This window comes from Streptomyces sp. 12E, assembly GCF_055633275.1.
In genome coordinates, this window is the sequence record NZ_JBVNCJ010000001.1 from 3,689,295 (window position 1) to 3,711,321 (window position 22,027).

Genomic DNA, 22,027 nt, shown 5'->3' on the forward strand with positions numbered 1-22,027 from the left:
GGGGGCATGAGTTTTGGAGCTGGTGTGCCCACGGTCCGGGTCGCGGACCTCAAGGACGGCGACTTCCTGCTGGACGTCCGCGAGGACGACGAGTGGAAGGCCGGTCACGCCGCGGGGGCGCTGCACATCCCCATCAGCGAGTTCGTGGCCCGCTACGGCGAGCTGACCGAGGCCGCCCCGCAGGACGGCCGGGTGCACGTCGTCTGCCGTTCCGGCGGACGGTCGGCGCAGGTCGCCATGTACCTGGTCCAGCAGGGCGTCGACGCCGTGAACGTGGAGGGCGGCATGCAGGTGTGGGAGGCCGCCGGACGCCCCGTCGTCACCGACGAGGGGGCGCCGGGGCACGTGCTGTAACGCCCCCGGCGAACGTCCGCCGCCCGCCGTCCTGCCGGGTGAGGTGAGGTGCCCCGGCGGGTTCCCCGCGGTCCCGGCCCGCCGGACACCGGCCGGGGCGGGCGACGCGGGCCGGGGTGCCTACCGGTCGAAGTCCAGCTCCACCCGCTCCGTCACCGGGTGCGACTGGCAGGCCAGGACATAGCCCGCCTCCGTCTCCTCCGACTCCAGCGCGAAGTTGCGGTCCATCCGCACCTCACCCGAGACGAGGAGGGCGCGGCAGGTGCCGCACACCCCGCCCCTGCAGGCGTAGGGCGCGTCGGGCCGGTTGCGCAGCACCGTGTCCAGCAGGGACTCGCCGTCCTGGACGGGCCAGGTCCCGCCGCGTCCGTCGAGCCGGGCGGTGACCGTGCTGTGCGCGGGCGCGGGCGCGGTGGCGACGGCCGCCGTACCGGCGTCCACGTGGAAGATCTCCTGGTGGATGCGGGAGCGCGGCACGCCCAGTCCGCGCAGTGCCCGGTCGGCTCCTTCGACCAGTCCGTACGGTCCGCACAGGAACCAGCCGTCCACCTCTCCCACGGGCAGCAGGGCCGGCAGCAGCCCGGTCAGCCGCTCCCGGTCCAGCCGGCCGGACGGCAGTCCCGCCTGCTGCTCCTCCCGGGAGAGCACGGTCACCAGCTGGAGTCGCTCGGGGTAGCGGTCCTTCAGGTCGGCGACCTCCTCCAGGAACATCGTCGAGGCGGCCGTCCGGTCGCTGCGGATCAGGCAGAACCGGGCCCGCGGCTCGCGCGCGAGCAGGGTCGAGACGATCGACAGCACCGGCGTGATGCCGCTGCCGCCGACGATCGCCGCGTACCGGCCGGGCGCGGGAGGGAGGGTGAAGCGGCCGGCCGGGGTCATCACCTCCAGCTCGTGGCCGAGGGCGATCTCCTTGAGCGCGTACGTGGAGAATGCGCCGCCCTCGACCAGCCGCACGCCGATCCGGAGGGTGCTCGGCGCCTCGCCGTCGGGCGCGGGGGAGCAGATGGAGTAGGTGCGCCGGATGTCCTGGCCGTCCGCGACGCGCCGCAGGGCCAGGTGCTGGCCGGGGGCGTACCGGTACTCCTCGGCCAGGTGCGGGGGGACGGTGAGGGTGAGGGCGACGGAGTCGTCGGTGAGCCGGTCGACCGCGGCCACCCGGAGCCGGTGGAAGCGGGCCATCACAACTCCTTGAAGTGGTCGAACGGTTCACGGCAGGCCAGGCAGCGGCGCAGCGCCTTGCACGCGGTGGACGAGAAACGGCTGAGCAGTTCGGTCTCGGCGGAGCCGCAGTGCGGACAGTGGACGGGCAGCGATTGGTCCTCCGGCCGGGGCGCGCGGGTGCGCGTCGGCCCCAGCTCCACCCCGACCGGTCCGGAGGCCGCGCGTGCGCGCGGTGGGGCGATGCCGAACTCCCGCAGCTTGCGGCGTCCTTCGTCCGTGATGTCGTCGGTCGACCAGGCGGGCGCGAGCACCCTGCGCACGGTGACCTCGCGCACTCCGTGCTCGCGCAGCACCCGCTCGATGTCCAGGCTCATCGCCTCGACGGCCGGACAGCCGGTGTACGTCGGGGTCAGCTCGACCTCGACGGTGTCCGTGCCGTGCGCGTGCACGGCGCGCACGACGCCCAGCTCGCGCAGGGTCAGCACGGGCAGTTCGGGGTCGGGTACCGAACCGGCGAGCTCCAGGAGTTCGGCCTCCAGCGGGGTGAGGGTGGTCACCATGTCGCCCCCGGATGGCTGCGGTGCAGGTGCTGCATCTCGGCGAGCATCCGGCCGAAGGGCTCGGTGTGCAGGCCCTGACGGCCCGCACCGGCCGCCCACGCTCCCGTGCGCGGGCCCTCGGGCACCGTGAGGGTGGCCCGGCGCAGCACCTCGCCGATCCGCTCCAGCCAGGCCGCCTCCAGGCCGGGCCAGTCGACGTCCAGGCCCTCGACGGGCTGGAACATCTCGCCGGTGTGGCGCCACAGCGCGTCCACGGCCCGCTGCATCCGCGCACGGCTCTCGTCCGTGCCGTCGCCGAGCCGCAGCGTCCACTGCTCGGCGTGGTCGCGGTGGTAGGCGGTCTCCTTGACCGCCTTGCCGGCCAGCGGGGCGAACGGCCCGTCGCCGGAGGCGAGTTCGCCGTAGAGGAGGTACTGGTGGGCGGAGAAGTACAGCTGGCGGGCGATGGTGTGGGCGAAGTCGCCGTTGGGCTGTTCCACCAGCTGGAGGTTGCGGAAAGCGCGCTCCTCGCGCAGATAGGCCAGCTCGTCCTCGTCGCCCGCCATCGACAGCAGCACCCGGGCCTGGCCCAGCAGGTCCAGCGCGATGTTGGCGAGGGCGAGCTCCTCCTCCAGCACGGGGGCGTGGCCGGCCCACTCGCCCAGGCGGTGGGAGAGCACCAGCGCGTCGTCGCCGAGGGCGAGCGCGGCGGCCGTGCGGGCGGCGGTGTCCTCGGCGGGGGTCGTCGTCACAGGTGCCGCACCCCCTCGGGGATCTCGTAGAACGTCGGGTGCCGGTAGGGCTTGTCGGCGGCCGGTTCGAAGAACGGGTCCTTCTCGTCGGGTGAGGAGGCGGTGACCGCGGACGACGGGACGACCCAGATCGAGACGCCCTCGCCGCGCCGGGTGTACAGGTCGCGGGCGTTGCGCAGGGCGAGCTCCGCGTCCGGCGCGTGCAGGCTGCCGGCGTGGGTGTGGGACAGTCCGCGGCGCGAACGCACGAAGACCTCCCACAGGGGCCAGTCGGTGTGGGTCATGCTCGCACAGCTCCTGTCTCGCCGTTCGTGTGCTTGGCGGCGTGGGCCGCCGCGGCCTCCCTGACCCAGGCGCCCTCCTCGTGGGCCTGCCTGCGCCGGTTCAGCCGCTGTTCGTTGCACGGGCCGTTGCCCTTGAGGACGTCCCAGAACTCCGACCAGTCGATCGCGCCGAAGTCATGGTGCCCGCGCTCCTCGTTCCACCTCAGGTCCGGGTCGGGAAGCGTCAGGCCGAGCGACTCGGCCTGGGGGACGCAGATGTCGACGAACCGCTGGCGCAGCTCGTCGTTGGAGTGCCGCTTGATCTTCCAGGCCATCGACTGCGCGGAGTGCTGGGACTCGTCGTCGGGCGGGCCGAACATCATCAGTGACGGCCACCACCAGCGGTCCACCGCGTCCTGTGCCATCGCGTGCTGCTCCGGCGTGCCCTTGCTGAGGGCCAGCAGCAGCTCGTAGCCCTGGCGCTGGTGGAAGGACTCCTCCTTGCAGATGCGGACCATCGCGCGCGCGTACGGGCCGTAGGAGCAGCGGCACAGGGGCACCTGGTTGGTGATCGCCGCTCCGTCCACCAGCCAGCCGATGGCGCCGACGTCCGCCCAGGTCAGCGTCGGGTAGTTGAAGATCGAGGAGTATTTCTGGCGGCCGGAGTGGAGCTTGTCGAGCAGCTCGTCACGGCTGGCGCCGAGGGTCTCGGCGGCGCTGTACAGGTACAGGCCGTGCCCGGCCTCGTCCTGCACCTTGGCCATCAGGATCGCCTTGCGGCGCAGGGAGGGCGCGCGAGTGATCCAGTTGGCCTCCGGCTGCATGCCGATGATCTCGGAGTGCGCGTGCTGGGCGATCTGCCGGACGAGCGTGGCCCGGTAGGCGTCCGGCATCCAGTCGCGCGGCTCGATCCGCTCGTCGGCGGCGACGGCCGCGTCGAAGGCGCGCGCGTGGCCGGCGGTGTCGTCGGTGCCGGCCGGTGTGTCGTACGCCTGGCTGCCGGCCGTATCGCGGGCGGCTGCTGTCGCCATGAGGTCCCCCTCGACTGGATGCTTCCCGGAGCACGCTCCCGACCGATCGTTCGGTTCGTGCGATTCCATGGTGAGACGGGCGCCGCGAGGTGTCAACCGCTGTGGATAACCTGCGGGGGCCGCCTGTGGACAACGGGGTTCGGACCGCGGTGCGGAGACGGGCGGGGAACGGGATCCCGGCGGGACTGTGCCCGGGGGGCCGGTGCTGAGTACCGTTCCGTGCGACGCGGCGGCGCGGTGTCGGGCCCTCGTGGCGGGGTGGAAGCGGTGACGGACCGGGATCGGCGGATCGGGGCGGGATGAACGCGTACGACAAGGGCTCGGACGCCCGGCACGGGCCTGCCGGGCGGGGTGCGCCCGATCCGTGCCCCGCCCTGCCCGGCCCCGCGGCGCCGGGGGAACCGCCGGGGCTCCGGACCCCTCCGCCCGGCCCCGGTCGGCCCGTGGACGGCCCGCCCGTGCCGTGCGCCCCCGCCGGCCCGCCCACCGGTCCACACACCGGCCCGCCCGCCGGGCCCCGCGCCGGGGCGGCCGCGCTCTCCCCGGGCTACCGGATCGGCGCCGCGGTGGTGCTCGCGGTCGTCGCGGTCGTGGTCTGTGTCCACCTCGGCATGACGTTCCTGCACGTCGCGCCGGCGAACACGGTCAGCAAGGAGCACGGCGAGACGGTCGAGAACTGGATCTACCCGGAGTTCGAGCAGAACTGGAAGCTGTTCGCGCCGAACCCGTTGCAGCAGGACATCGCCGTCCAGGTGCGTGCCGAGATCCGTACGGCGGACGGGGGGACACGGACCACCGGCTGGTACGACCTGTCCGCACAGGACGGCCGCGCCATCGACGGCAACCTCCTGCCCAGCCACACCCAGCAGAACGAGCTGCGCCGCGCCTGGGACCTCTTCGTCGCCACGCACGACGACGACAACCGGCCGGTGGGCCTGCGCGGGGCGCTGTCCGAGACGTATCTGCGCCGGATCGCGGTACTGCGCCTCGACCGCGCGGACGCCGCCGGTCCGGGCGGCGCCGTCGAGCGCGTCCAGATCCGCTCACGGACCGCCCAGGTGCCGCCGCCCGAGTGGAGCGGGGAGGAGGTGTCCATCACACCCGTGTACCGCACGCTGTCCTGGTGGTCGCTGCCCGAGGAGGAGACCCGGGGAGGCGTGGGATGACCCGCGGTTCGCCGGCCCTGTCCCGCGCGGTCGCCCGCGTCACCGACGCCGCGCTCGGCCCCCACCAGACCGCCGTGATCCGCATCGGCTTCAGCCTGACCTGGCTGCTGTTCCTGCTGCGCGAGTTCCCCCACCGCCAGGAGCTGTACGGCCCCGACGGGCCCTGGAGCTGGGACCTCGCCGATCAGCTGGTCGCGGTGAACGGCGCCTTCACGCCGCTGCTGTGGTCGGACAGCCAGGTCTGGTTCGAGGCCGTCTACGCGCTCGCCGTGCTGTCGAGCTTCCTCCTGCTGCTCGGCTGGCGCACCCGCACCATGTCGGTGCTGTTCATGGTGGGCGTGCTGGCGCTGCAGAACCGCAGCGTCTTCATGGGGGACGGCGGCGACAACGTCCTGCACCTGATGTCGATCTACCTGGTGTTCACGCGCTGCGGTCAGGTCTGGTCCCTGGACGCGCGGCGTGCGCGCCACGCGGCCGGGGCTCGCGCGCGGGGCGAGCGGCCGCGCGACCGGGTCGGCCCGCCGCTGTGGGGCGTGCTGGGCTTCCTGCTGCTCCTGGCGACGCTGGCGGGCCGGATGGACGGCGACCGGTTCATACCGGCGCTGCTGTGGGCCGTGTGGCTCGCGCAGGCGCTGTGGTGGCTGACCGGGTGCCGCGCGAGGACCCGGCAGCCGCGGATCCTGCTGGACGTCGTCGTGAACGTCGTGCACAACGGCGCGCTGCTGGTGATCATGGCCGAGGCGTGTCTGATCTACGCCACGGCCGGCTGGTACAAGGTCCAGGGCTCCCGCTGGCAGGACGGCACCGCCGTCTACTACCCGCTGCACCTGGAGTACTTCTCCCCCTGGCCGGCCCTCGCGGACCTGCTGTCGGCCAGCGGCACGATGGTGATGCTGGTGACCTACGGGACGGTCGCCGTACAGGTCGCCTTCCCGTTCACGCTGTTCAACCGGCGGATCAAGAACGTCCTGCTGGCCCTCATGATCACGGAGCACGCGGTGATCGCCGTCGTGCTCGGACTGCCCTTCTTCTCCCTGGCGATGATCGCGGCGGACGCGGTCTTCCTGCCGACGGCCTTCCTGCGCCGCCTCGGCAACCTCGCGGCACGCGCGCGCGGGCGGCTGCGCCCGCGCGGGGCGCCGGCTCCGCGGCCGCGGCCCCCGGCCGGCCTCCCGGCCGGGAAGGACCCGGCGGAGGCCGCCCCGGCACCGGGCGGAGCGCCGGGGCGGCACACGTAGGCTGCACGCCATGACCGACCCCGCTCCCGAGACCCCGGCCGACCTCGTCTCCGCCTGGCGCCGTCTGGCCGGCACCGCCGTGCTGCTCGACGGTTTCCACGCCCTCAAGCACGCCGTGCGCTTCGGGGCCGGGGTCCGGCTCGCGCTCACCGCGGACCGGGCCGGCGCGCTCGCGCTCGCCGACGAACTGGCCGGGGACGTGCGGGACACGCTGGCGGAGCTGCTGACCGAGGTGCCCCACGAGACGTACGCCGCCCTTGTGCCGCGTCCGCACCCCACCGCCGTGGCCGCCCTGGCCGTACGTCCCTCCCGCGCGGACAACCTCGGGGAGCTGGCCCGCACCCCGCGCACCGCGCCCGTGGTGGTCCTGGACAGTCCACGCAACCTCGGCAACGCGGGCGCGGTGATCCGGCTGGCCGCCGGCTTCGGGGCGACCGGGGTCGTCACCACCGGCACGCTCGACCCCTGGCACCCCACCGTCGTACGCGGCGGGGCGGGGCTGCACTTCGCCACCGCCGTGGAGCGGCTGGCCGTGGAGGAGCTGCCGCCCGGGCCGGTCTTCGCGCTCGACCCGGAGGGCGAGGACATCCGTTCGCTGAAGCTGCCGGACGACGCGCTGCTCGCCTTCGGCTCCGAGCGCAGCGGACTGTCGGCGGAACTCCGTGCGCGGGCCGACCATCTGGTGGCGCTGCCGATGCGCCCCCAGGTCTCCAGCTACAACCTCGCGACCAGTGTGGCCATGACGCTGTACCACTGGAGCGCCACCGGGGGCGCACCTCACGCTCCCTAGGCCTCCCGGCGCACCTCGACCACCCGGAACCGGTTGGCCACGAACGCCCCGTCGCACAGGGCCGCGTTGGCCGCCGGGTTGCCGCCGGAGCCGTGGAAGTCGGAGAAGGCGGCCGTCTGGTTCACGTACACCCCGCCGGTGAGGTTCAGGGAGAGCTGGGCGGCCTCCTCCAGGCAGACCTCCCGCACGGCTTCCTCGACCTCCGGGGAGGTCGTGTACGCGCCGACCGTCATGGCGCCCTTCTCGCGGATCGTGCGCCGCAGCAGCTCCACCGCGTCGTCGGCCGAGTCGACGGCGACGGCGAAGGAGACCGGGCCGAAGCACTCGCTCATGCAGGCGGCCTCGTCGTCCGGCTTGGCGCCGTCGAGCTTCACGATCACCGGCGTGCGCACCACCGCGCCCGGGAAATCCGGGTGGGCGATCTCCCGGGAGGCGAGGGCGACCTCGCCGAGACCGGCGGCGGCCTCCAGGCGGGCCTTGACGTCCGGGTTGACGATCGCGCCCAGCAGCGCGTTCGCGCGTGCGTCGTCGCCGAGCAGGCCGTCGACCGCCTTCGCGAGGTCGGCGACGACCTCGTCGAAGGACTTGGGGCCCTGGTCGGTGGTGATGCCCCCGCGCGGGATCAGCAGGTTCTGCGGGGTGGTGCACATCTGGCCGCTGTACAGCGACAGGGAGAACGCCAGGTTGGCCAGCATCCCCCGGTAGTCGGCGGTCGACTCCACGAGCACCGAGTTGACGCCGGCCTTCTCGGTGTACACCTGCGCCTGGCGCGCGTTGCCCTCCAGCCATTCGCCGAACTCGGTGGAGCCGGTGTAGTCGACGATCCGGATCTCGGGGCGGGTGGCGAGGGTCTTGGCGATGCCCTCGCCGGGCCGCTCGGCGGCGAGGGCCACCAGGTTCGGGTCGAAGCCGGCGTCGGTGAGCGTCCGGCGGGCGACCTGGACGGTGAGCGCGAGCGGCAGCACCGCGCGGGGGTGCGGTTTGACCAGGACCGCGTTGCCGGTGGCCAGGGAGGCGAACAGGCCCGGGTAGCCGTTCCACGTCGGGAAGGTGTTGCAGCCGATGAGCAGTGCGACGCCCCTGGGGACCGGGACGAACTCCTTGGTGAGCGCGAGCGGGTCGCGCCTGCCCTGCGGCTTGGTCCACTCCGCGGTGCCGGGCGTGCGGACCTGTTCCGCGTACGCGTAGGCCACCGCCTCCAGGCCGCGGTCCTGCGCGTGCGGGCCGCCGGCCTGGAACGCCATCATGAACGCCTGGCCGGAAGTGTGCATGACCGCCTGGGCGAACTCCATCGTCCGGTCGCTGATCCGCTTGAGGATCTCCAGGCAGACCATCGCGCGGGTCTCCGCGCCCGCGTCGCGCCAGGCCCGCATCCCGGCTCGCATGGCGGGCAGCAGTTCGTCCGGGTCCGCGTGCGGGTAGCTCACGCCCAGCTCGATGCCGTACGGGGAGGTCTCACCGTCCACCCAGCCGTCCGTGCCGGGCTGGCCGAGGTCGAGGCGGGTGCCGATCAGGGCGTCGAAGGCGGCCTTGCCCGCCGCCGTGTCCAGGCTGCCGTGCTCCCCGTACGCCTTGGGGTGCTCGGGGTGCGGGGACCAGTACGCGCGCGTGTGGATCGTTTCCAGCGCCTGGTCCAGGGTGGGACGGTGCCGGGCGATCAGCTCGTGCGCCGTGAGTGCGGCGGCCATGCGGGACCAACTCCTCGTCTCAGGAACTCGTCGTCGAGCTCGTGGACCTGTGCGGAAACGTAGTCAGAACGGGCGGTCAGGGTTAGAGTAACCGAACGATCGGTCGGGACAAGGGGGTCCGCCGCATCTGTGGAAAACCCCGTGCGGGAGGATCGCGCACATGACAGCACTCGACCTCAGCAGTCCCGTGGCCGTGGTCGGCGCCGGCACCATGGGCCAGGGAATCGCCCAGGTCGCGCTGGTCGCGGGCCATCCCGTGCGGCTGTACGACGCCGTCGACGGCCGGGCCCGCGAGGCGGCCGACGCGATCGGCGCCCGGCTCGACCGACTGGTGGAGAAGGAGCGTCTCACCGCCGCCGAGCGGGACGCGGCCCGTGCCCGTCTGCGGCCCGTCGGCGGACTCGCCGATCTCGCCGACTGCGTCCTGGTCGTCGAGGCCGTACTGGAGCGCCTGGACGTCAAGCAGGAGCTGCTGCGCGCGCTGGAGGACGTCGTCTCCGACGACTGCCTGCTCGCCACCAACACCTCCTCCCTGTCGGTCACCGCGATCGGCGGCGCCCTGCGCGTGCCCGGCCGCTTCGTGGGCCTGCACTTCTTCAACCCCGCGCCGCTGCTGCCGCTGGTCGAGGTCGTCTCCGGTTTCGCCACCGACGTCTCGTACGCCACGCGCGCGTACGAGACGGCCCGCGCCTGGGGCAAGACGCCCGTCGCCTGCGCCGACACCCCCGGCTTCATCGTCAACCGCCTCGCCCGCCCCTTCTACGCCGAGGCCTTCGCGGTGTACGAGTCCCAGGGCGCCGATCCGGCCACCATCGACGCGGTGCTGCGCGAGTCCGGCGGCTTCCGGATGGGCGCCTTCGAACTGACCGACCTGATCGGGCAGGACGTCAACGAGTCCGTCACCCACTCGGTGTGGCGGTCCTTCTTCCAGGACGTCCGCTTCACCCCCTCGCTCGCCCAGCGCCGTCTGGTCGAGTCCGGCCGCCTGGGCCGCAAGACCGGCCGCGGCTGGTACGACCACCGGGAGGGCGCCGAGCGTCCCGAGCCGCACACCGCGGAGCCCGCCGAACCGCCCGCGTACGTGGTCGCCGAGGGCGGTCTGGGGCCCGCCTCGGAGCTGCTCGCCCTGATCCGCGAGGCGGGCATCGAGGTGCGCGAGGAGGACGAGGACAACGGCACCCGTCTGGTGCTGCCCGGCGGCGGCCAGCTGGTGCTCGCCGACGGCCAGACCTCCGTGGAGTTCCGCGACGTCGTCTACTTCGACCTCGCCCTCGACTACCGCAAGGCCACGCGGATCGCCCTGGCGCACGCCCCGAACACCTCCCCGGTGACCGTCGCCGAGGCCACCGGGCTGTTCCAGGCGCTCGGCAAGAAGGTCAGCGTCATCGGGGACGTCCCCGGAATGGTCGTCGCGCGGACGGTGGCCCGGATCATCGACCTCGCGCACGACGCCGTGGCCAAGGGCGTCGCCACCGAGGACGACATCGACACCGCGATGCGCCTGGGCGTGAACTACCCGCTGGGCCCGCTGGAGTGGAGCCGCAGGCTCGGCGGCGGCTGGGCCTGCTCCGTGCTGGACAACCTGCACGCGTGCGATCCGTCCGGCCGCTACGCGCCCTCCCTCGCCCTGTACCGCCACGCCTACGCCTCGGACCAGCGGGAAGGCTCCTCATGACCACCGCCAGACGCGACACGTACACCCCGGAGACGCTGCTGTCCGTCGCCGTCCAGGTGTTCAACGAGCGCGGCTACGACGGCACCTCCATGGAGCACCTCTCCAGGGCCGCCGGCATCTCCAAGTCGTCGATCTACCACCATGTGGCCGGCAAGGAGGAACTGCTGCGCCGCGCGGTGAGCCGGGCCCTGGACGGGCTCTTCGCCATCCTCGACGAGGAGCACGCGCGCGCGGGACGCGCCGCCGAACGGCTGGAGTACGTCGTACGGCGCATGGTCGAGGTGCTGATCGCCGAGCTGCCGTACGTGACGCTGCTGCTGCGGGTGCGCGGCAACACGGACACCGAGCGGTGGGCGCTGGAGCGGCGGCGCGAGTTCGACCACCGGGTCGCGGCGCTGCTGAAGGCCGCGGCGGCCGACGGGGACGTGCGCGAGGACATAGAGGTGCGCCTGGTGACCCGGCTGGTCTTCGGCATGATCAACTCGATCGTGGAGTGGTACCGGCCGGACGGGCGCGGCATGAGCGAGCGCGAGGTGGCCGACGCGGTGGCCCAGCTGGCCTTCGGAGGGCTGCGCAAGGCGCCCTGAGCCCGTCCCCGGGGCCCTTCGGCCGGGGCCGCTCACCCCTGCGGTTCCAGGTCCTCCTCCTCGAACACCAGCAGGGTGCGCGTGCTCAGCACCTCGGGGATCGCCTGGAGCCGGGTGAGCACCAGTTCGCGCAGCGCCCGGTTGTCGGGGGTGTGCACCAGCAGCAGGACGTCGAAATCGCCTCCCACCAGCGCGATGTGCGAGGCGCCCGGAAGCTGCCGGAGCTGCTCGCGGACCGTGCGCCAGGTGTTCTGGACGATCTTCAGGGTGATGTACGCGGACGTCCCGTGACCGGCCCGCTCATGGTTGACGCGGGCCCCGAAACCGCGGATGACACCGTCCTCGACCAGCCGGTTGATCCGCGCGTACGCGTTCGCGCGGGAGACGTGGACCCGCTCGGCGACCGAGCGTACGGACGCGCGGCCGTCCGCCTGGAGCATCCGCAGGATGTCCTGGTCGATGGCGTCCAGGGGCCGCGCCGGAGCGAGCGGCCCGTCCCCCTCCCGGCCCTCGGCCATTTGTTCAGATGCCACCCGCCCCCACCTCTCCGCCGTGGACGTCCTGCACCCATCTCAGGTTGTGGAGAACCGTTTGTCCACAGCCTGGTGCCACCCGTAGCCAAAATGCGCCGACGACCGAACAATCGGTTGGTGAGGCGCGTCACAGACGCCGCGCCTCCGACATCCCACGAGGAGGTGCCGTATGACGGTCATGGAGCAGCGGGGGGCCTACCGGCCGACCCCGCCGCCCGCCTGGCAGCCCCGTACCGACCCCGCGCCGCTGCTGCCCGACGCGGAGCCGTACCGCGTGCTCGGCACCGAGAAGGCCGCCGAGGCCGCCCCGGAGCTGCTGCGCCGGCTGTACGCGGAGCTGGTGAAGGGCCGCCGTTACAACGCGCAGGCCACCGCCCTCACCAAGCAGGGCCGTCTCGCGGTCTACCCCTCCAGCACCGGTCAGGAGGCCTGCGAGGTCGCCGCCGCGCTCGTCCTCGAGGAGCGTGACTGGCTCTTCCCGAGCTACCGCGACACCCTCGCGGTGATCGCGCGCGGGGTGGACCCCGTCGAGGCCCTCACCCTGCTGCGCGGCGACTGGCACACCGGCTACGACCCCCACGAGCACCGCGTGGCCCCGCTGAGCACCCCGCTCGCCACCCAGCTGCCGCACGCCGTCGGGCTGGCGCACGCCGCCCGCCTCAGGGGCGACGACGTGGTCGCGCTCGCCATGGTCGGCGACGGCGGCACCAGCGAGGGCGACTTCCACGAGGCGCTGAACTTCGCGGCCGTCTGGCAGACCCCGGTGGTCTTCCTCGTCCAGAACAACGGCTTCGCGATCTCCGTACCGCTCGCCAAACAGACCGCGGCCCCGTCACTGGCCCACAAGGCCGTCGGCTACGGCATGCCCGGCCGCCTGGTGGACGGCAACGACGCCGCCGCCGTGCACGAGGTCCTCGCCGACGCCGTACGCCGCGCCCGCGCGGGCGGCGGCCCGACCCTGGTCGAGGCGATCACGTACCGGGTGGAGGCCCACACCAACGCCGACGACGCCACCCGCTACCGCGGTGACGCCGAGGTCGAGACCTGGAAGCGGCACGATCCGATCTCCCTGCTGGAGCGCGAGCTGACCGGGCGCGGCCTGCTCGACGAGGCCGGCGTCGAGGCCGCCCGCCAGGACGCCGAGACCCTGGCCGCCTCCCTGCGCGCCCGCATGAACGAGGACCCGGCGCTGGACCCCATGGACCTCTTCGCCCACGTCTACGCCGAACCCACCCCCCAGCTCCTCGAGCAGCGGGAGCAGCTGCGGGCCGAGCTGGCGGCCGAGGCCGAGCCGGAAGGGGCGCAGCGATGACCACCGTCGCCGTCAAGCCGGCCACCATGGCGCAGGCCCTCACGCGCGCCCTGCGCGACGCCATGGCCGCCGACCCGTCCGTGCACGTCATGGGCGAGGACGTCGGCACCCTCGGTGGTGTCTTCCGGGTCACCGACGGACTCGCCGAGGAGTTCGGCGCGGACCGCTGCACGGACACCCCGCTGGCCGAGGCGGGCATCCTCGGCACGGCCGTCGGCATGGCCATGTACGGGCTGCGCCCGGTCGTGGAGATGCAGTTCGACGCGTTCGCCTACCCGGCGTTCGAGCAACTCGTCTCGCACGTCGCGAAGATGCGCAACCGCACGCGCGGGAGGATGCCCCTGCCGCTCACCGTCCGCGTCCCCTACGGCGGCGGCATCGGCGGCGTCGAGCACCACAGCGACTCCTCCGAGGCGTACTACATGGCGACTCCGGGGCTCCACGTCGTCACGCCCGCCACCGTCGCCGACGCCTACGGACTGCTGCGCGCCGCCATCGCCTCCGACGACCCGGTCGTCTTCCTGGAGCCCAAGCGGCTCTACTGGTCGAAGGACGCCTGGAACCCCGAGGAGCCGACGGCCGTCGAACCGATAGGCCGTGCGGTGGTGCGGCGCTCGGGGCGGAGCGCCACGCTCATCACGTACGGGCCGTCGCTGCCCGTCTGCACGGAGGCGGCCGAGGCGGCCCGGGCCGAGGGCTGGGACCTCGAAGTGGTCGATCTGCGCTCCCTGGTGCCGTTCGACGACGAGACGGTGTGCGCCTCGGTACGACGGACGGGACGCGCGGTCGTCGTCCACGAGTCGGGTGGCTTCGGCGGTCCGGGCGGGGAGATCGCGGCCCGGGTCACGGAGCGCTGCTTCCACCACCTGGAGGCGCCGGTGCTGCGTGTGGCCGGGTTCGACCTGCCGTACCCGCCGCCGATGCTGGAGCGCCACCACCTGCCCGGCGTGGACCGGATCCTGGACGCCGTGGGGCGTCTGCAATGGGAGGCCGAGAGCTGATGGCACAGGTGCTGGAGTTCAAGCTGCCCGACCTCGGGGAGGGGCTCACCGAGGCGGAGATCGTGCGCTGGCTGGTCGAGGTCGGGGACGTCGTCACCGTGGACCAGCCGGTCGTCGAGGTCGAGACGGCCAAGGCGATGGTGGACGTGCCCTGTCCGTACAGCGGTGTCGTCACGGCCCGCTTCGGCGCGGAGGGCACGGAACTGCCGGTCGGCGCCCCGCTGCTGACGGTGGCGGTGGGCGAGCCGGCCGACGGCGGGCCGGCCGGGGACGCGGGCCCCGACCGATCCGGGGAGGCGCGCGACCGGGCCCCGGCCACCGAGGGCTCCGGCAACGTCCTGGTCGGTTACGGCACCGCCCAGGCACCGGCCCGGCGCCGCCGCGTCCGTCCGCCGCGGGTGACCCCCGCGGCCCCTGCCGCATCCGCGGCCCCCGCGGCGAACGGGCGGGTCAGGAGCGGGGAGCCCACCGGCGCACGGACCCGTGCCCCGGGCGCGGTGGACGGCCCCGTCCCCGTGATCTCGCCCCTGGTGCGCAGGCTGGCCCGGCAGAACGGCCTGGACCTGCGGGAGATGACCGGCTCCGGACCCGAGGGGCTGATCCTCCGCGCGGACGTGGAGTACGCCCTGCGCGCCGCCGCCCAGGGCCGTACGGGTACGGCGGCCGGTGAACCGGGCCCGCGGACCGACCGGGCGGGCGTGCCGGCGCCGGGCGCGGAGTCCCCGGGCGTCACCCGTGTCCCCCTCAAGGGCATCCGCGGGACCGTCGCCGACAAGCTCTCCCGCAGCCGCACCGAGATCCCCGACGCGACCTGCTGGGTGGACGCCGACGCGACCGAACTGATGCGCACGCGGGCCGCCATGAACGCGGCCGGCGGGCCGAAGATATCCGTCATCGCCCTGCTGGCCCGGATCTGCACCGCCGCGCTCGCCCGCTTCCCCGAGCTCAACTCCTCGGTGGACACCGGGGCCAGGGAGATCGTCCGGTACGCGGACGTGCACCTCGGATTCGCCGCGCAGACCGACCGGGGGCTGGTCGTCCCCGTCGTCCGGGACGCGCACGCGCGGGACGCCGAGTCGCTCACGGCCGAGTTCGCCCGGCTGACCGGAGCGGCCCGGTCCGGCACGTTGACGCCCGCGGAACTCACCGGCGGCACCTTCACGTTGAACAACTACGGCGTGTTCGGCGTCGACGGCTCCACGCCGATCATCAACCACCCCGAGGCCGCCATGCTCGGCGTCGGCCGCATCGTCCCCAGGCCCTGGGTGCACGAGGGCGAGCTGGCGGTGCGGCAGGTCGTGCAGCTCTCGCTCACCTTCGACCACCGGGTCTGCGACGGCGGCACCGCGGGGGGCTTCCTGCGGTACGTGGCGGACTGCGTCGAACAACCGGCGGTGCTGCTGCGGACGCTGTGAGCCCGCTTCGAGTCGCCGGGCTCCCCGACCGCGTCTCGACGCCCCCGCGTTCCCTGTGATCGCGGGGGGCACGCATACTCGGAGGGTGACCGAGCATCAGCCACCCGGCGGTCCCTCCGGTGATCCTCCCGACGGCCCCTTCGGGGAACCCGACTCCGCGTACGACGCCGTCGTGCTCGCCGGCGGCGCCGCACGGCGGCTCGGCGGCGCGGACAAGCCCGGGGTGCGGGTAGGCGGACGGGCGCTGCTCGACCGGGTGCTCACCGCCTGCGCCGACGCCCGGACCACTGTGGTCGTCGCCGGCCCCCGCCCCACCTCCCGGCCCGTGGTCTGGGCCCGGGAGGAGCCTCCCGGCGGCGGGCCCCTGGCCGCGCTCGCCGCGGGGCTCCGGCACACCACGGCCGGCCAGGTCGTCGTGCTCTCCGCCGACCTGCCGTTCCTCGGCCACCGCACGGTGCGGGGGCTGCTGACGCCCCTCCGGCACGGCACCGCCGACGGCGTGCTGCTGACCGACTCCGAGGGCCGGGACCAGCCGCTCGTCGCCGCGTACCGGACCGGGGCCCTGCGCCGAGGGCTGGCCGCGCTCACCGGCCGGCACGGCGAACTGACCGGACTGCCCCTGCGGCGGCTGACCGGTTCGCTCGACCTCACCCGTATCTCCGACCCGGTGGCGTCCTTCGACTGCGACACCTGGGACGACATCGCCACTGCCAGGGCACGCATCAGGGAGCATGGACACGTGTTGGATGAATGGATCTCCGCAGTCAAGGACGAGCTGGGCATCGACCTGGACGTCGACACCGGCGTACTGCTCGACCTCGCCCGCGACGCCGCCCACGGGGTGGCCCGGCCCGCCGCGCCGCTGACCACCTTCCTCGTCGGTTACGCGGCCGCACGGGCGGGCGGCGACCGGGAGGCCGTCGCCGAGGCGGCCCGCAAGGCCGCGGCACTCGCCCTGCGCTGGGCCGACGAGGAAACCCCCGACGCCACCCCCGAAACCCCCGACACCCGACCGGACGCCTGATGACCCCGCGCGCCGCCCGGACCGACCAGAACGTCGACGACCTCGACGTCGAGGAGGCGCTCGCCCTCGTGAGGAAGAACCCCGGCGGCACCACGGGCACCCCCCGCCCCCCGCACCCGCACCACGACGCCACCGCCTGGCCCGACGCCCGCGCCATCGCCGAACGCGCCCCGCGCCACGGCGGTCGCACCGGCTGCCTGACCCCGGTCGCCGTCCCCCTGGCCTCCGCCCTGGGCCTCACCCTCGCCGCCCCCCTCACCGCCCTCACCGACCTGCCCTCCTTCGACACCTCCGCGATGGACGGCTGGGCGGTGTCCGGCCCCGGCCCCTGGTCCGTACGGGACGAGGGCGTCCTCGCCGGGTACGCCACGCACACGCCGCTCACCGACGGCGAGGCCGTCCGCATCGCCACCGGCGCCCGCATCCCCCCGGACACCACCGCCGTGCTCCGCAGCGAACACGGCCGCACCGACGACAAGGGCCGACTGCACGTCACCGCCGCCGCCCGGCCGCCGCACACGGTCACCCACGGCCAGGACATCCGCCCCCGCGGCCAGGAGTGCCGCAGCGGCGACCAGCTGCTGCCCGTGGGCACACCGGTGACCCCGCCCGTCCTGGGCATGGCCGCCGCCGCCGGATACGACACGCTCACCGCCGTCCCCCGCCCCCGTGCCGACGTTTTCGTCCTCGGCGACGAACTGCTCGGCGAGGGCCTGCCGCACGACGGGCTGATCCGGGACGCACTCGGCCCGCTGCTGCCGCCCTGGCTGCGCGCGCTCGGCGCGGAGGTGACCTCCGTACGCCGGATCGGCGACACCGAGCAGGCGCTGTACGAGGCCATCACGGCGTCCGACGCCGATGTCGTCGTCACCACCGGCGGCACCGCCGCGGGCCCGGTCGACCACGTGCACCCCACGCTGCGCCGCATCGGGGCCGAACTCCTCGTGGACGGCGTCAAGGTGCGCCCCGGCCACCCCATGCTCCTGGCCCGCACCAAGGACGGCCGGCACCTCGTCGGCCTGCCCGGCAACCCCCTCGCCGCCGTGTCCGGCCTGCTCACCCTCGCCGAACCCCTGCTGCGCACCCTCGCGGCCCGCCCCGCCCCCGAGTCGTACACGCTGCCGCTGCGGAACGGAGTGCAGGGGCACCCGCACGACACCCGGCTGATTCCCGTCGCCCTGCGCGGCGACCGTGCACTGCCGCTGCTCTACAACGGTCCGGCCATGCTGCGCGGCATCGCGGCGGCCGACGCGCTCGCCGTCGTGCCGCCCGGCGGAGCACGGCCCGGCCAGGAGACGGAACTGCTCGACCTGCCCTGGACGTCCGGGGGAATCGGGGGGTGTTTCACGTGAAACTTCCGGGCCAGGACGCCATCGCTCGCCAGGCGGACGAACACCTGGTGACCCACCGGGTGAAACTCCCGAGGAAACTGGTGGAGCACCCGGTCCGCCAAGTGGCCAAACGGCTCTCGTGGGCCCTGGTGGTACTGGTGGTGACGGCGCTCGTCGTGTACGCCGACCGCGACGGCTACAACGACAACTCCAACGGATCCATCGATCTCCTCGACGCGTTCTACTACGCGACCGTCACCCTCTCCACCACCGGGTACGGCGACATCACGCCGGTCAGCGACGGCGCCCGGCTCACCAACATCTTCGTCATCACGCCGCTGCGCGTGCTGTTCCTGATCATCCTGGTCGGCACCACCCTCGAGGCCCTCACCGAACGCACGCGGGAGGAGTGGCGACTGAACCGCTGGAGGTCCGCGTTGCGCGATCACACCGTCGTCGTCGGGTTCGGCACCAAGGGCAGGTCCGCGATCAAGACCGTCTGCGCGACCGGGCTCAGGAAGGAGCAGGTCGTGGTCGTCGACCCCAGCGAGAAGGCGATCGACGCGGCCACGGCGGACGGCTACGCGGGCGTCATAGGGGACGCCACGCGCAGCGAGGTGCTGAAGCGGGCCGAGGTGCAGCGGGCCCGGCAGATCATCATCGCGACGCAGCGCGACGACACGGCGGTCCTCGTGACGCTGACGGCACGGCAGCTCAACCGGGGCGCGAAGATCGTGGCCGCGGTGCGCGAGGAGGAGAACGCCCCGCTGCTGAAGCAGTCGGGCGCCGACGCGGTCATCACCAGCGCCAGCGCGGCCGGGCGGCTGCTCGGTCTGTCCGTGCTCAGTCCTTCGGCCGGCATGGTCATGGAGGACCTCATCCAGCAGGGCTCCGGGCTCGACATCGTCGAACGACCGGTCATAAAGGCCGAGGTGGGCAAGGTGCCCCGGGAGATCGGCGACCTGGTGGTGAGCGTCGTACGCGGACACCGGGTGCTCGGCTACGACGATCAGGACGTCGGGACGCTGGAGCTGACGGACCGGCTGATCACGATCGTGCGGGCGACGCCGGGCACACAGATCGCGCCCGACGTCCGTCCGTTCCGCGGCTGAGGCCGGCTGCCTCCGGCCGCACGACCGCGTCTACTTCCTGTTGTAGAGCCGCATCGTGACCGGTCCGAAGACCACCACGAACAGTCCGGACCAGCCCAGCGTCCAGGCGATCTCGTCGGCCGGCCAGTCACCCGCCATCAGCCCGCGCACCGCGGACGCCAGGTGGGTGACGGGGCTGTTGTTGACGAACGCCTGGAGCCAGCCCGGCATGGTGCGCGGGTCGACGAAGACGTTGGACAGGAAGGTGAGCGGGAAGATCACCATCATGCTGACGCCCATCACCGACTTCTCGGTGCGCAGCATCAGCCCGAACATGGTCCAGATCCACGAGAAGGCGAACGAGAACAGCACCAGCAGCGCGATCCCGGCGAGCACTCCGACCACCCCGCCGTCGGCGCGGTAGCCGAGGATCATGCCGACGGTCAGCATCACGACGGACGCGATGGTGTAGCGCAGGGCGTCGCCGAGCAGATAGCCGACCATCGTCGACGGCCGCCAGATCGGCAGGCTGCGGAACCGGTCGAAGACGCCCTTCTCGATGTCCGTGTTGACCGAGACGCCGGTGTACATGGTGATCATCACGACCGACATCACCAGGATCCCCGGCAGCAGGAACTGGATGTACTCCTTCGGCGAACCGGCCAGCGCCCCGCCGAACAGGTACGTGTACATCAGCACCATCATGATCGGGAACGCCGTCACGTCGAACAGCTGCTCCGGCACGTGTTTGATCTTCAGGATCGCCCGCCAGCCGAAGGTCAGCGAGGCCGACCAGGCGCTGGGCCGCGGCGGGCGCTCCTTGGCGACCAGCAGTTCGGCGAGGGAGTCGGTGCGCACCGGGGCGAGTTCGGTGCTCTCGGTGGTCGTCGTGGTGCTCATGCCGCCACCTCGTCCTTCGGGTCGTGGGAGTCGTGCTGGTCGGATTCGCCCGTGTCATGGCCGGTGAGGGCCAGGAACACCTCGTCCAGGCTGGGCTGGCCGAGCGAGAAGTTGTCGACGGTGACGCCGGCGCGGGACAGTTCGCTCAGCGCGCGGGCGGCCTGCTCGGCGGCCGTGTCGTGACCCGCGGCGAGGCGGGCGGTCAGCGCCACCGGGTCGGGCTCGGGCTGCACCCGCGCGTCGAGGGCGCGGCGCAGCAGGTCGGCGGCGAGCGGCCGCTGCTCGGCGTCCCGCAGCCGCAGATGGACGGACCCGGCGCCGACGGACGCCTTCAGCTCGCCCTTGGTGCCCTCGGCGATCACCCTGCCGCGGTCGATGACGGCGATCCGGGACGCCAGCTGGTCGGCCTCGTCCAGGTACTGCGTGGTCAGCAGCACCGTCGTGCCCTGGGCGACCACCGCGCGCACGATGTCCCACACCTGGTTGCGGCTGCGCGGGTCCAGGCCGGTCGTCGGCTCGTCGAGGAACAGCAGGTCGGGGGTGTTGAGGATGGACGCGGCGATGTCGATGCGGCGCCGCATGCCGCCCGAGTAGTGCTTGACCTGCTTCCCGGCCGCGTCCGTGAGCCCGAAGGCCTCCAGGAGCTGGGCGGCGCGGGTGCGGGCGGCGGGCTTGCGGTGGCCGAGGAGCCGGCCCAGCAGGACCAGGTTCTCGGTGCCGGTGAGGTCCTCGTCCACGGACGCGTACTGGCCGGTGAGGCTCACCCGGCCGCGCACCTCGTCGGCCTCGCGCACGATGTCGTGCCCGAAGACATGGGCCTCGCCGCCGTCGGGCCGCAACAGGGTGGCGAGCATCTTCACGGTGGTGGTCTTGCCGGCGCCGTTCGGTCCGAGGACCCCGTACACCGTGCCGGCCGGCACGACGAGATCGACGCCGTCGACGGCCCGTGTCTCGCCGAAGGTCTTGACCAGACCGGCGGTCTCGATCGCCGGGCCGGAGGTCTGCGTGCTCATGCTGGGGGTCCTTCCGCATGCCTGGGCTACGCATGGACAGACCTTCACGGTCGCGCAAACTCATCGCTCCCGCACACGGATTTCCGAACGGCTCGGTCCGGCACGCACTCCCGTCCCAGGGGTACCGTCCCTTCATGTACGCGATCACGATTCCCGAACCCGGTGGGCCCGAGGCGCTGGTGTGGGACGAGGTCCCCGACCCCGTGGCCGGTCCCGGCGAGGTCCTGGTCGAGGTGGTGGCCGGTGCCGTCAACCGGGCCGACATCCTCCAGCGGCAGGGCTTCTACGACCCCCCGCCCGGCGCCTCCCCCCACCCCGGTCTCGAATGCTCCGGACGGATCGCCGCGCTCGGTGACGGGGTCAGCGGATGGGCCGTCGGCGACGAGGTCTGCGCGCTGCTCGCCGGCGGCGGCTACGCGGAGAAGGTCGCCGTCCCGGCCGGGCAGCTGCTGCCCGTCCCCCAGGGGCTCACCGTCGACCAGGCCGCCGCGCTCCCGGAGGTCGTCTGCACGGTCTGGTCCAACGTCTTCATGGTGGCCCACCTCCGCCCCGGTGAGACCCTCCTCGTGCACGGCGGCTCCAGCGGCATCGGCACCATGGCGATCCAGCTCGCCAAGGCCGTCGGCGCGCGGGTCGCCGTCACCGCCGGCACCACGGAGAAGCTGGAGCGCTGCGCCGAGCTCGGCGCCGACATCCTGATCAACTACCGCGAGCAGGACTTCGTCGCCGAGCTGAAGAAGGCCACCGACGGCGCCGGCGCGGACGTCATCCTCGACAACATGGGCGCCAAGTACCTGGACCGCAACGTCCGGGCCCTCGCCGTCAACGGTCGGCTCGCCATCATCGGAATGCAGGGCGGTACGAAGGGGGAGCTGAACATCGGCGCCCTCCTCGGCAAGCGCGCCGCCGTCAGCGCGACCTCGCTGCGCGCCCGGCCCCTGGAGGAGAAGGCGGCGATCGTGGCGGCCGTGCGCGAACACGTCTGGCCGCTCGTCGCCGGCGGCCGGGTCCGCCCCGTCATCGACCGTGAGATCCCGATGCCGGACGCGGCCACCGCTCACCGGATCGTGGAGGAGAGCGGCCACATCGGCAAGGTCCTGCTGGTCACGCCCGACTGAGTCCGGCGAGCCGGGCGGGGGCCCGCCCGGCTCCCGACGGGGATC

Annotated in this window: 22 protein-coding genes; 13 read left to right on the forward strand and 9 right to left on the reverse strand. The window is 73.3% G+C overall.

Features of this window, described 5'->3' with window-relative positions; all coding sequences use genetic code 11:
• Positions 1–24: 24 nt before the first annotated feature.
• Positions 25–354 carry a rhodanese-like domain-containing protein gene (locus ACZ8ZB_RS17160; protein WP_470741512.1) on the forward strand — a complete coding sequence of 110 codons (330 nt, stop codon included), beginning with the start codon at positions 25–27 and terminating at the stop codon, positions 352–354.
• A gap of 120 nt (positions 355–474) precedes the next feature.
• Here the strand turns inward: ACZ8ZB_RS17160 and ACZ8ZB_RS17165 are convergent, their stop codons facing one another.
• The 5 genes from ACZ8ZB_RS17165 to paaA are packed head-to-tail and all read right to left on the reverse strand — an operon-like array spanning position 475 to position 4,100.
• Positions 475–1,533: a 2Fe-2S iron-sulfur cluster-binding protein gene (locus tag ACZ8ZB_RS17165; RefSeq protein ID WP_470738572.1), complete on the reverse strand. Its 1,059-nt coding sequence runs from the start codon at positions 1,531–1,533 to the stop codon at positions 475–477.
• Positions 1,533–2,075: a 1,2-phenylacetyl-CoA epoxidase subunit PaaD gene (paaD, locus tag ACZ8ZB_RS17170; RefSeq protein WP_470738573.1), complete on the reverse strand. Its 543-nt coding sequence runs from the start codon at positions 2,073–2,075 to the stop codon at positions 1,533–1,535. Before paaD ends, ACZ8ZB_RS17165 begins: the two co-directional genes overlap by 1 nt.
• Positions 2,069–2,806 carry a 1,2-phenylacetyl-CoA epoxidase subunit PaaC gene (gene paaC, locus ACZ8ZB_RS17175; RefSeq protein WP_470738574.1) on the reverse strand — a complete coding sequence of 246 codons (738 nt, stop codon included), beginning with the start codon at positions 2,804–2,806 and terminating at the stop codon, positions 2,069–2,071. The genes paaD and paaC overlap by 7 nt, the downstream gene beginning before the upstream one ends.
• A complete protein-coding gene (gene paaB / locus ACZ8ZB_RS17180; RefSeq protein WP_030820009.1) occupies positions 2,803–3,090 on the reverse strand; it encodes a 1,2-phenylacetyl-CoA epoxidase subunit PaaB in 288 nt (95 codons plus the stop codon). The genes paaC and paaB overlap by 4 nt, the downstream gene beginning before the upstream one ends.
• Entirely contained in the window at positions 3,087–4,100 is a 1,014-nt protein-coding gene (paaA, locus tag ACZ8ZB_RS17185; protein WP_470738575.1) for a 1,2-phenylacetyl-CoA epoxidase subunit PaaA, read from the reverse strand. The genes paaB and paaA overlap by 4 nt, the downstream gene beginning before the upstream one ends.
• Before the next feature lie 299 nt (positions 4,101–4,399).
• On the opposite strand from paaA, the gene ACZ8ZB_RS17190 reads away from it, so the two are divergent.
• The 3 genes from ACZ8ZB_RS17190 to ACZ8ZB_RS17200 are packed head-to-tail and all read left to right on the forward strand — an operon-like array spanning position 4,400 to position 7,294.
• Positions 4,400–5,266 (forward strand): DUF5819 family protein, encoded by an 867-nt coding sequence (locus ACZ8ZB_RS17190; RefSeq protein ID WP_470738576.1) that lies wholly within the window; start codon positions 4,400–4,402, stop codon positions 5,264–5,266.
• Positions 5,263–6,504, forward strand: a complete 1,242-nt coding sequence (locus ACZ8ZB_RS17195) for an HTTM domain-containing protein (protein WP_470738577.1) — start codon at positions 5,263–5,265, stop codon at positions 6,502–6,504. Before ACZ8ZB_RS17190 ends, ACZ8ZB_RS17195 begins: the two co-directional genes overlap by 4 nt.
• Before the next feature lie 10 nt (positions 6,505–6,514).
• A complete protein-coding gene (locus ACZ8ZB_RS17200) occupies positions 6,515–7,294 on the forward strand; it encodes a TrmH family RNA methyltransferase (RefSeq protein WP_470738578.1) in 780 nt (259 codons plus the stop codon).
• On the opposite strand, the gene paaN is transcribed toward ACZ8ZB_RS17200, so the two are convergent.
• A complete protein-coding gene (paaN, locus tag ACZ8ZB_RS17205) occupies positions 7,291–8,982 on the reverse strand; it encodes a phenylacetic acid degradation protein PaaN (RefSeq protein ID WP_470738579.1) in 1,692 nt (563 codons plus the stop codon). The genes ACZ8ZB_RS17200 and paaN overlap by 4 nt on opposite strands.
• 160 nt (positions 8,983–9,142) lie before the next feature.
• Here paaN and ACZ8ZB_RS17210 point away from each other — a divergent pair, with 160 nt between their 5' ends.
• Positions 9,143–10,657, forward strand: coding sequence for a 3-hydroxyacyl-CoA dehydrogenase (locus tag ACZ8ZB_RS17210; protein ID WP_470738580.1), 1,515 nt, complete (start codon positions 9,143–9,145; stop codon positions 10,655–10,657).
• Positions 10,654–11,244: a TetR/AcrR family transcriptional regulator gene (locus tag ACZ8ZB_RS17215; protein ID WP_470738581.1), complete on the forward strand. Its 591-nt coding sequence runs from the start codon at positions 10,654–10,656 to the stop codon at positions 11,242–11,244. Before ACZ8ZB_RS17210 ends, ACZ8ZB_RS17215 begins: the two co-directional genes overlap by 4 nt.
• A 32-nt stretch (positions 11,245–11,276) precedes the next feature.
• Here ACZ8ZB_RS17215 and ACZ8ZB_RS17220 read toward each other — a convergent pair whose 3' ends face one another.
• Positions 11,277–11,762, reverse strand: coding sequence for an Lrp/AsnC family transcriptional regulator (locus ACZ8ZB_RS17220; RefSeq protein WP_470741513.1), 486 nt, complete (start codon positions 11,760–11,762; stop codon positions 11,277–11,279).
• A 184-nt stretch (positions 11,763–11,946) separates the two neighbouring features.
• On the opposite strand from ACZ8ZB_RS17220, the gene pdhA reads away from it, so the two are divergent.
• The 6 genes from pdhA (at position 11,947) to ACZ8ZB_RS17250 (ending at position 18,972) form a co-directional block, all read left to right on the forward strand.
• Positions 11,947–13,089: a pyruvate dehydrogenase (acetyl-transferring) E1 component subunit alpha gene (gene pdhA / locus ACZ8ZB_RS17225; RefSeq protein WP_470738582.1), complete on the forward strand. Its 1,143-nt coding sequence runs from the start codon at positions 11,947–11,949 to the stop codon at positions 13,087–13,089.
• On the forward strand, positions 13,086–14,090 hold the full coding sequence (locus ACZ8ZB_RS17230; protein WP_470738583.1) for an alpha-ketoacid dehydrogenase subunit beta: 1,005 nt from the start codon (positions 13,086–13,088) through the stop codon (positions 14,088–14,090). The genes pdhA and ACZ8ZB_RS17230 overlap by 4 nt, the downstream gene beginning before the upstream one ends.
• Positions 14,090–15,505, forward strand: coding sequence for a dihydrolipoamide acetyltransferase family protein (locus ACZ8ZB_RS17235; RefSeq protein WP_470738584.1), 1,416 nt, complete (start codon positions 14,090–14,092; stop codon positions 15,503–15,505). Before ACZ8ZB_RS17230 ends, ACZ8ZB_RS17235 begins: the two co-directional genes overlap by 1 nt.
• 85 nt (positions 15,506–15,590) lie before the next feature.
• On the forward strand, positions 15,591–16,529 hold the full coding sequence (locus tag ACZ8ZB_RS17240) for an NTP transferase domain-containing protein (RefSeq protein WP_470738585.1): 939 nt from the start codon (positions 15,591–15,593) through the stop codon (positions 16,527–16,529).
• Positions 16,529–17,881, forward strand: coding sequence for a molybdopterin molybdotransferase MoeA (locus tag ACZ8ZB_RS17245; RefSeq protein ID WP_470738586.1), 1,353 nt, complete (start codon positions 16,529–16,531; stop codon positions 17,879–17,881). The genes ACZ8ZB_RS17240 and ACZ8ZB_RS17245 overlap by 1 nt, the downstream gene beginning before the upstream one ends.
• Positions 17,878–18,972 (forward strand): potassium channel family protein, encoded by a 1,095-nt coding sequence (locus ACZ8ZB_RS17250; RefSeq protein ID WP_470738587.1) that lies wholly within the window; start codon positions 17,878–17,880, stop codon positions 18,970–18,972. Before ACZ8ZB_RS17245 ends, ACZ8ZB_RS17250 begins: the two co-directional genes overlap by 4 nt.
• Before the next feature lie 30 nt (positions 18,973–19,002).
• Here the strand turns inward: ACZ8ZB_RS17250 and ACZ8ZB_RS17255 are convergent, their stop codons facing one another.
• Positions 19,003–19,851 carry an ABC transporter permease gene (locus tag ACZ8ZB_RS17255; protein ID WP_470738588.1) on the reverse strand — a complete coding sequence of 283 codons (849 nt, stop codon included), beginning with the start codon at positions 19,849–19,851 and terminating at the stop codon, positions 19,003–19,005.
• Positions 19,848–20,864: an ATP-binding cassette domain-containing protein gene (locus tag ACZ8ZB_RS17260; RefSeq protein WP_470738589.1), complete on the reverse strand. Its 1,017-nt coding sequence runs from the start codon at positions 20,862–20,864 to the stop codon at positions 19,848–19,850. Before ACZ8ZB_RS17260 ends, ACZ8ZB_RS17255 begins: the two co-directional genes overlap by 4 nt.
• A 134-nt stretch (positions 20,865–20,998) precedes the next feature.
• Between ACZ8ZB_RS17260 and ACZ8ZB_RS17265 the strand changes: the two genes are divergently transcribed.
• Positions 20,999–21,982 carry an NAD(P)H-quinone oxidoreductase gene (locus ACZ8ZB_RS17265; protein ID WP_470738590.1) on the forward strand — a complete coding sequence of 328 codons (984 nt, stop codon included), beginning with the start codon at positions 20,999–21,001 and terminating at the stop codon, positions 21,980–21,982.
• Positions 21,983–22,027: the final 45 nt, after the last annotated feature.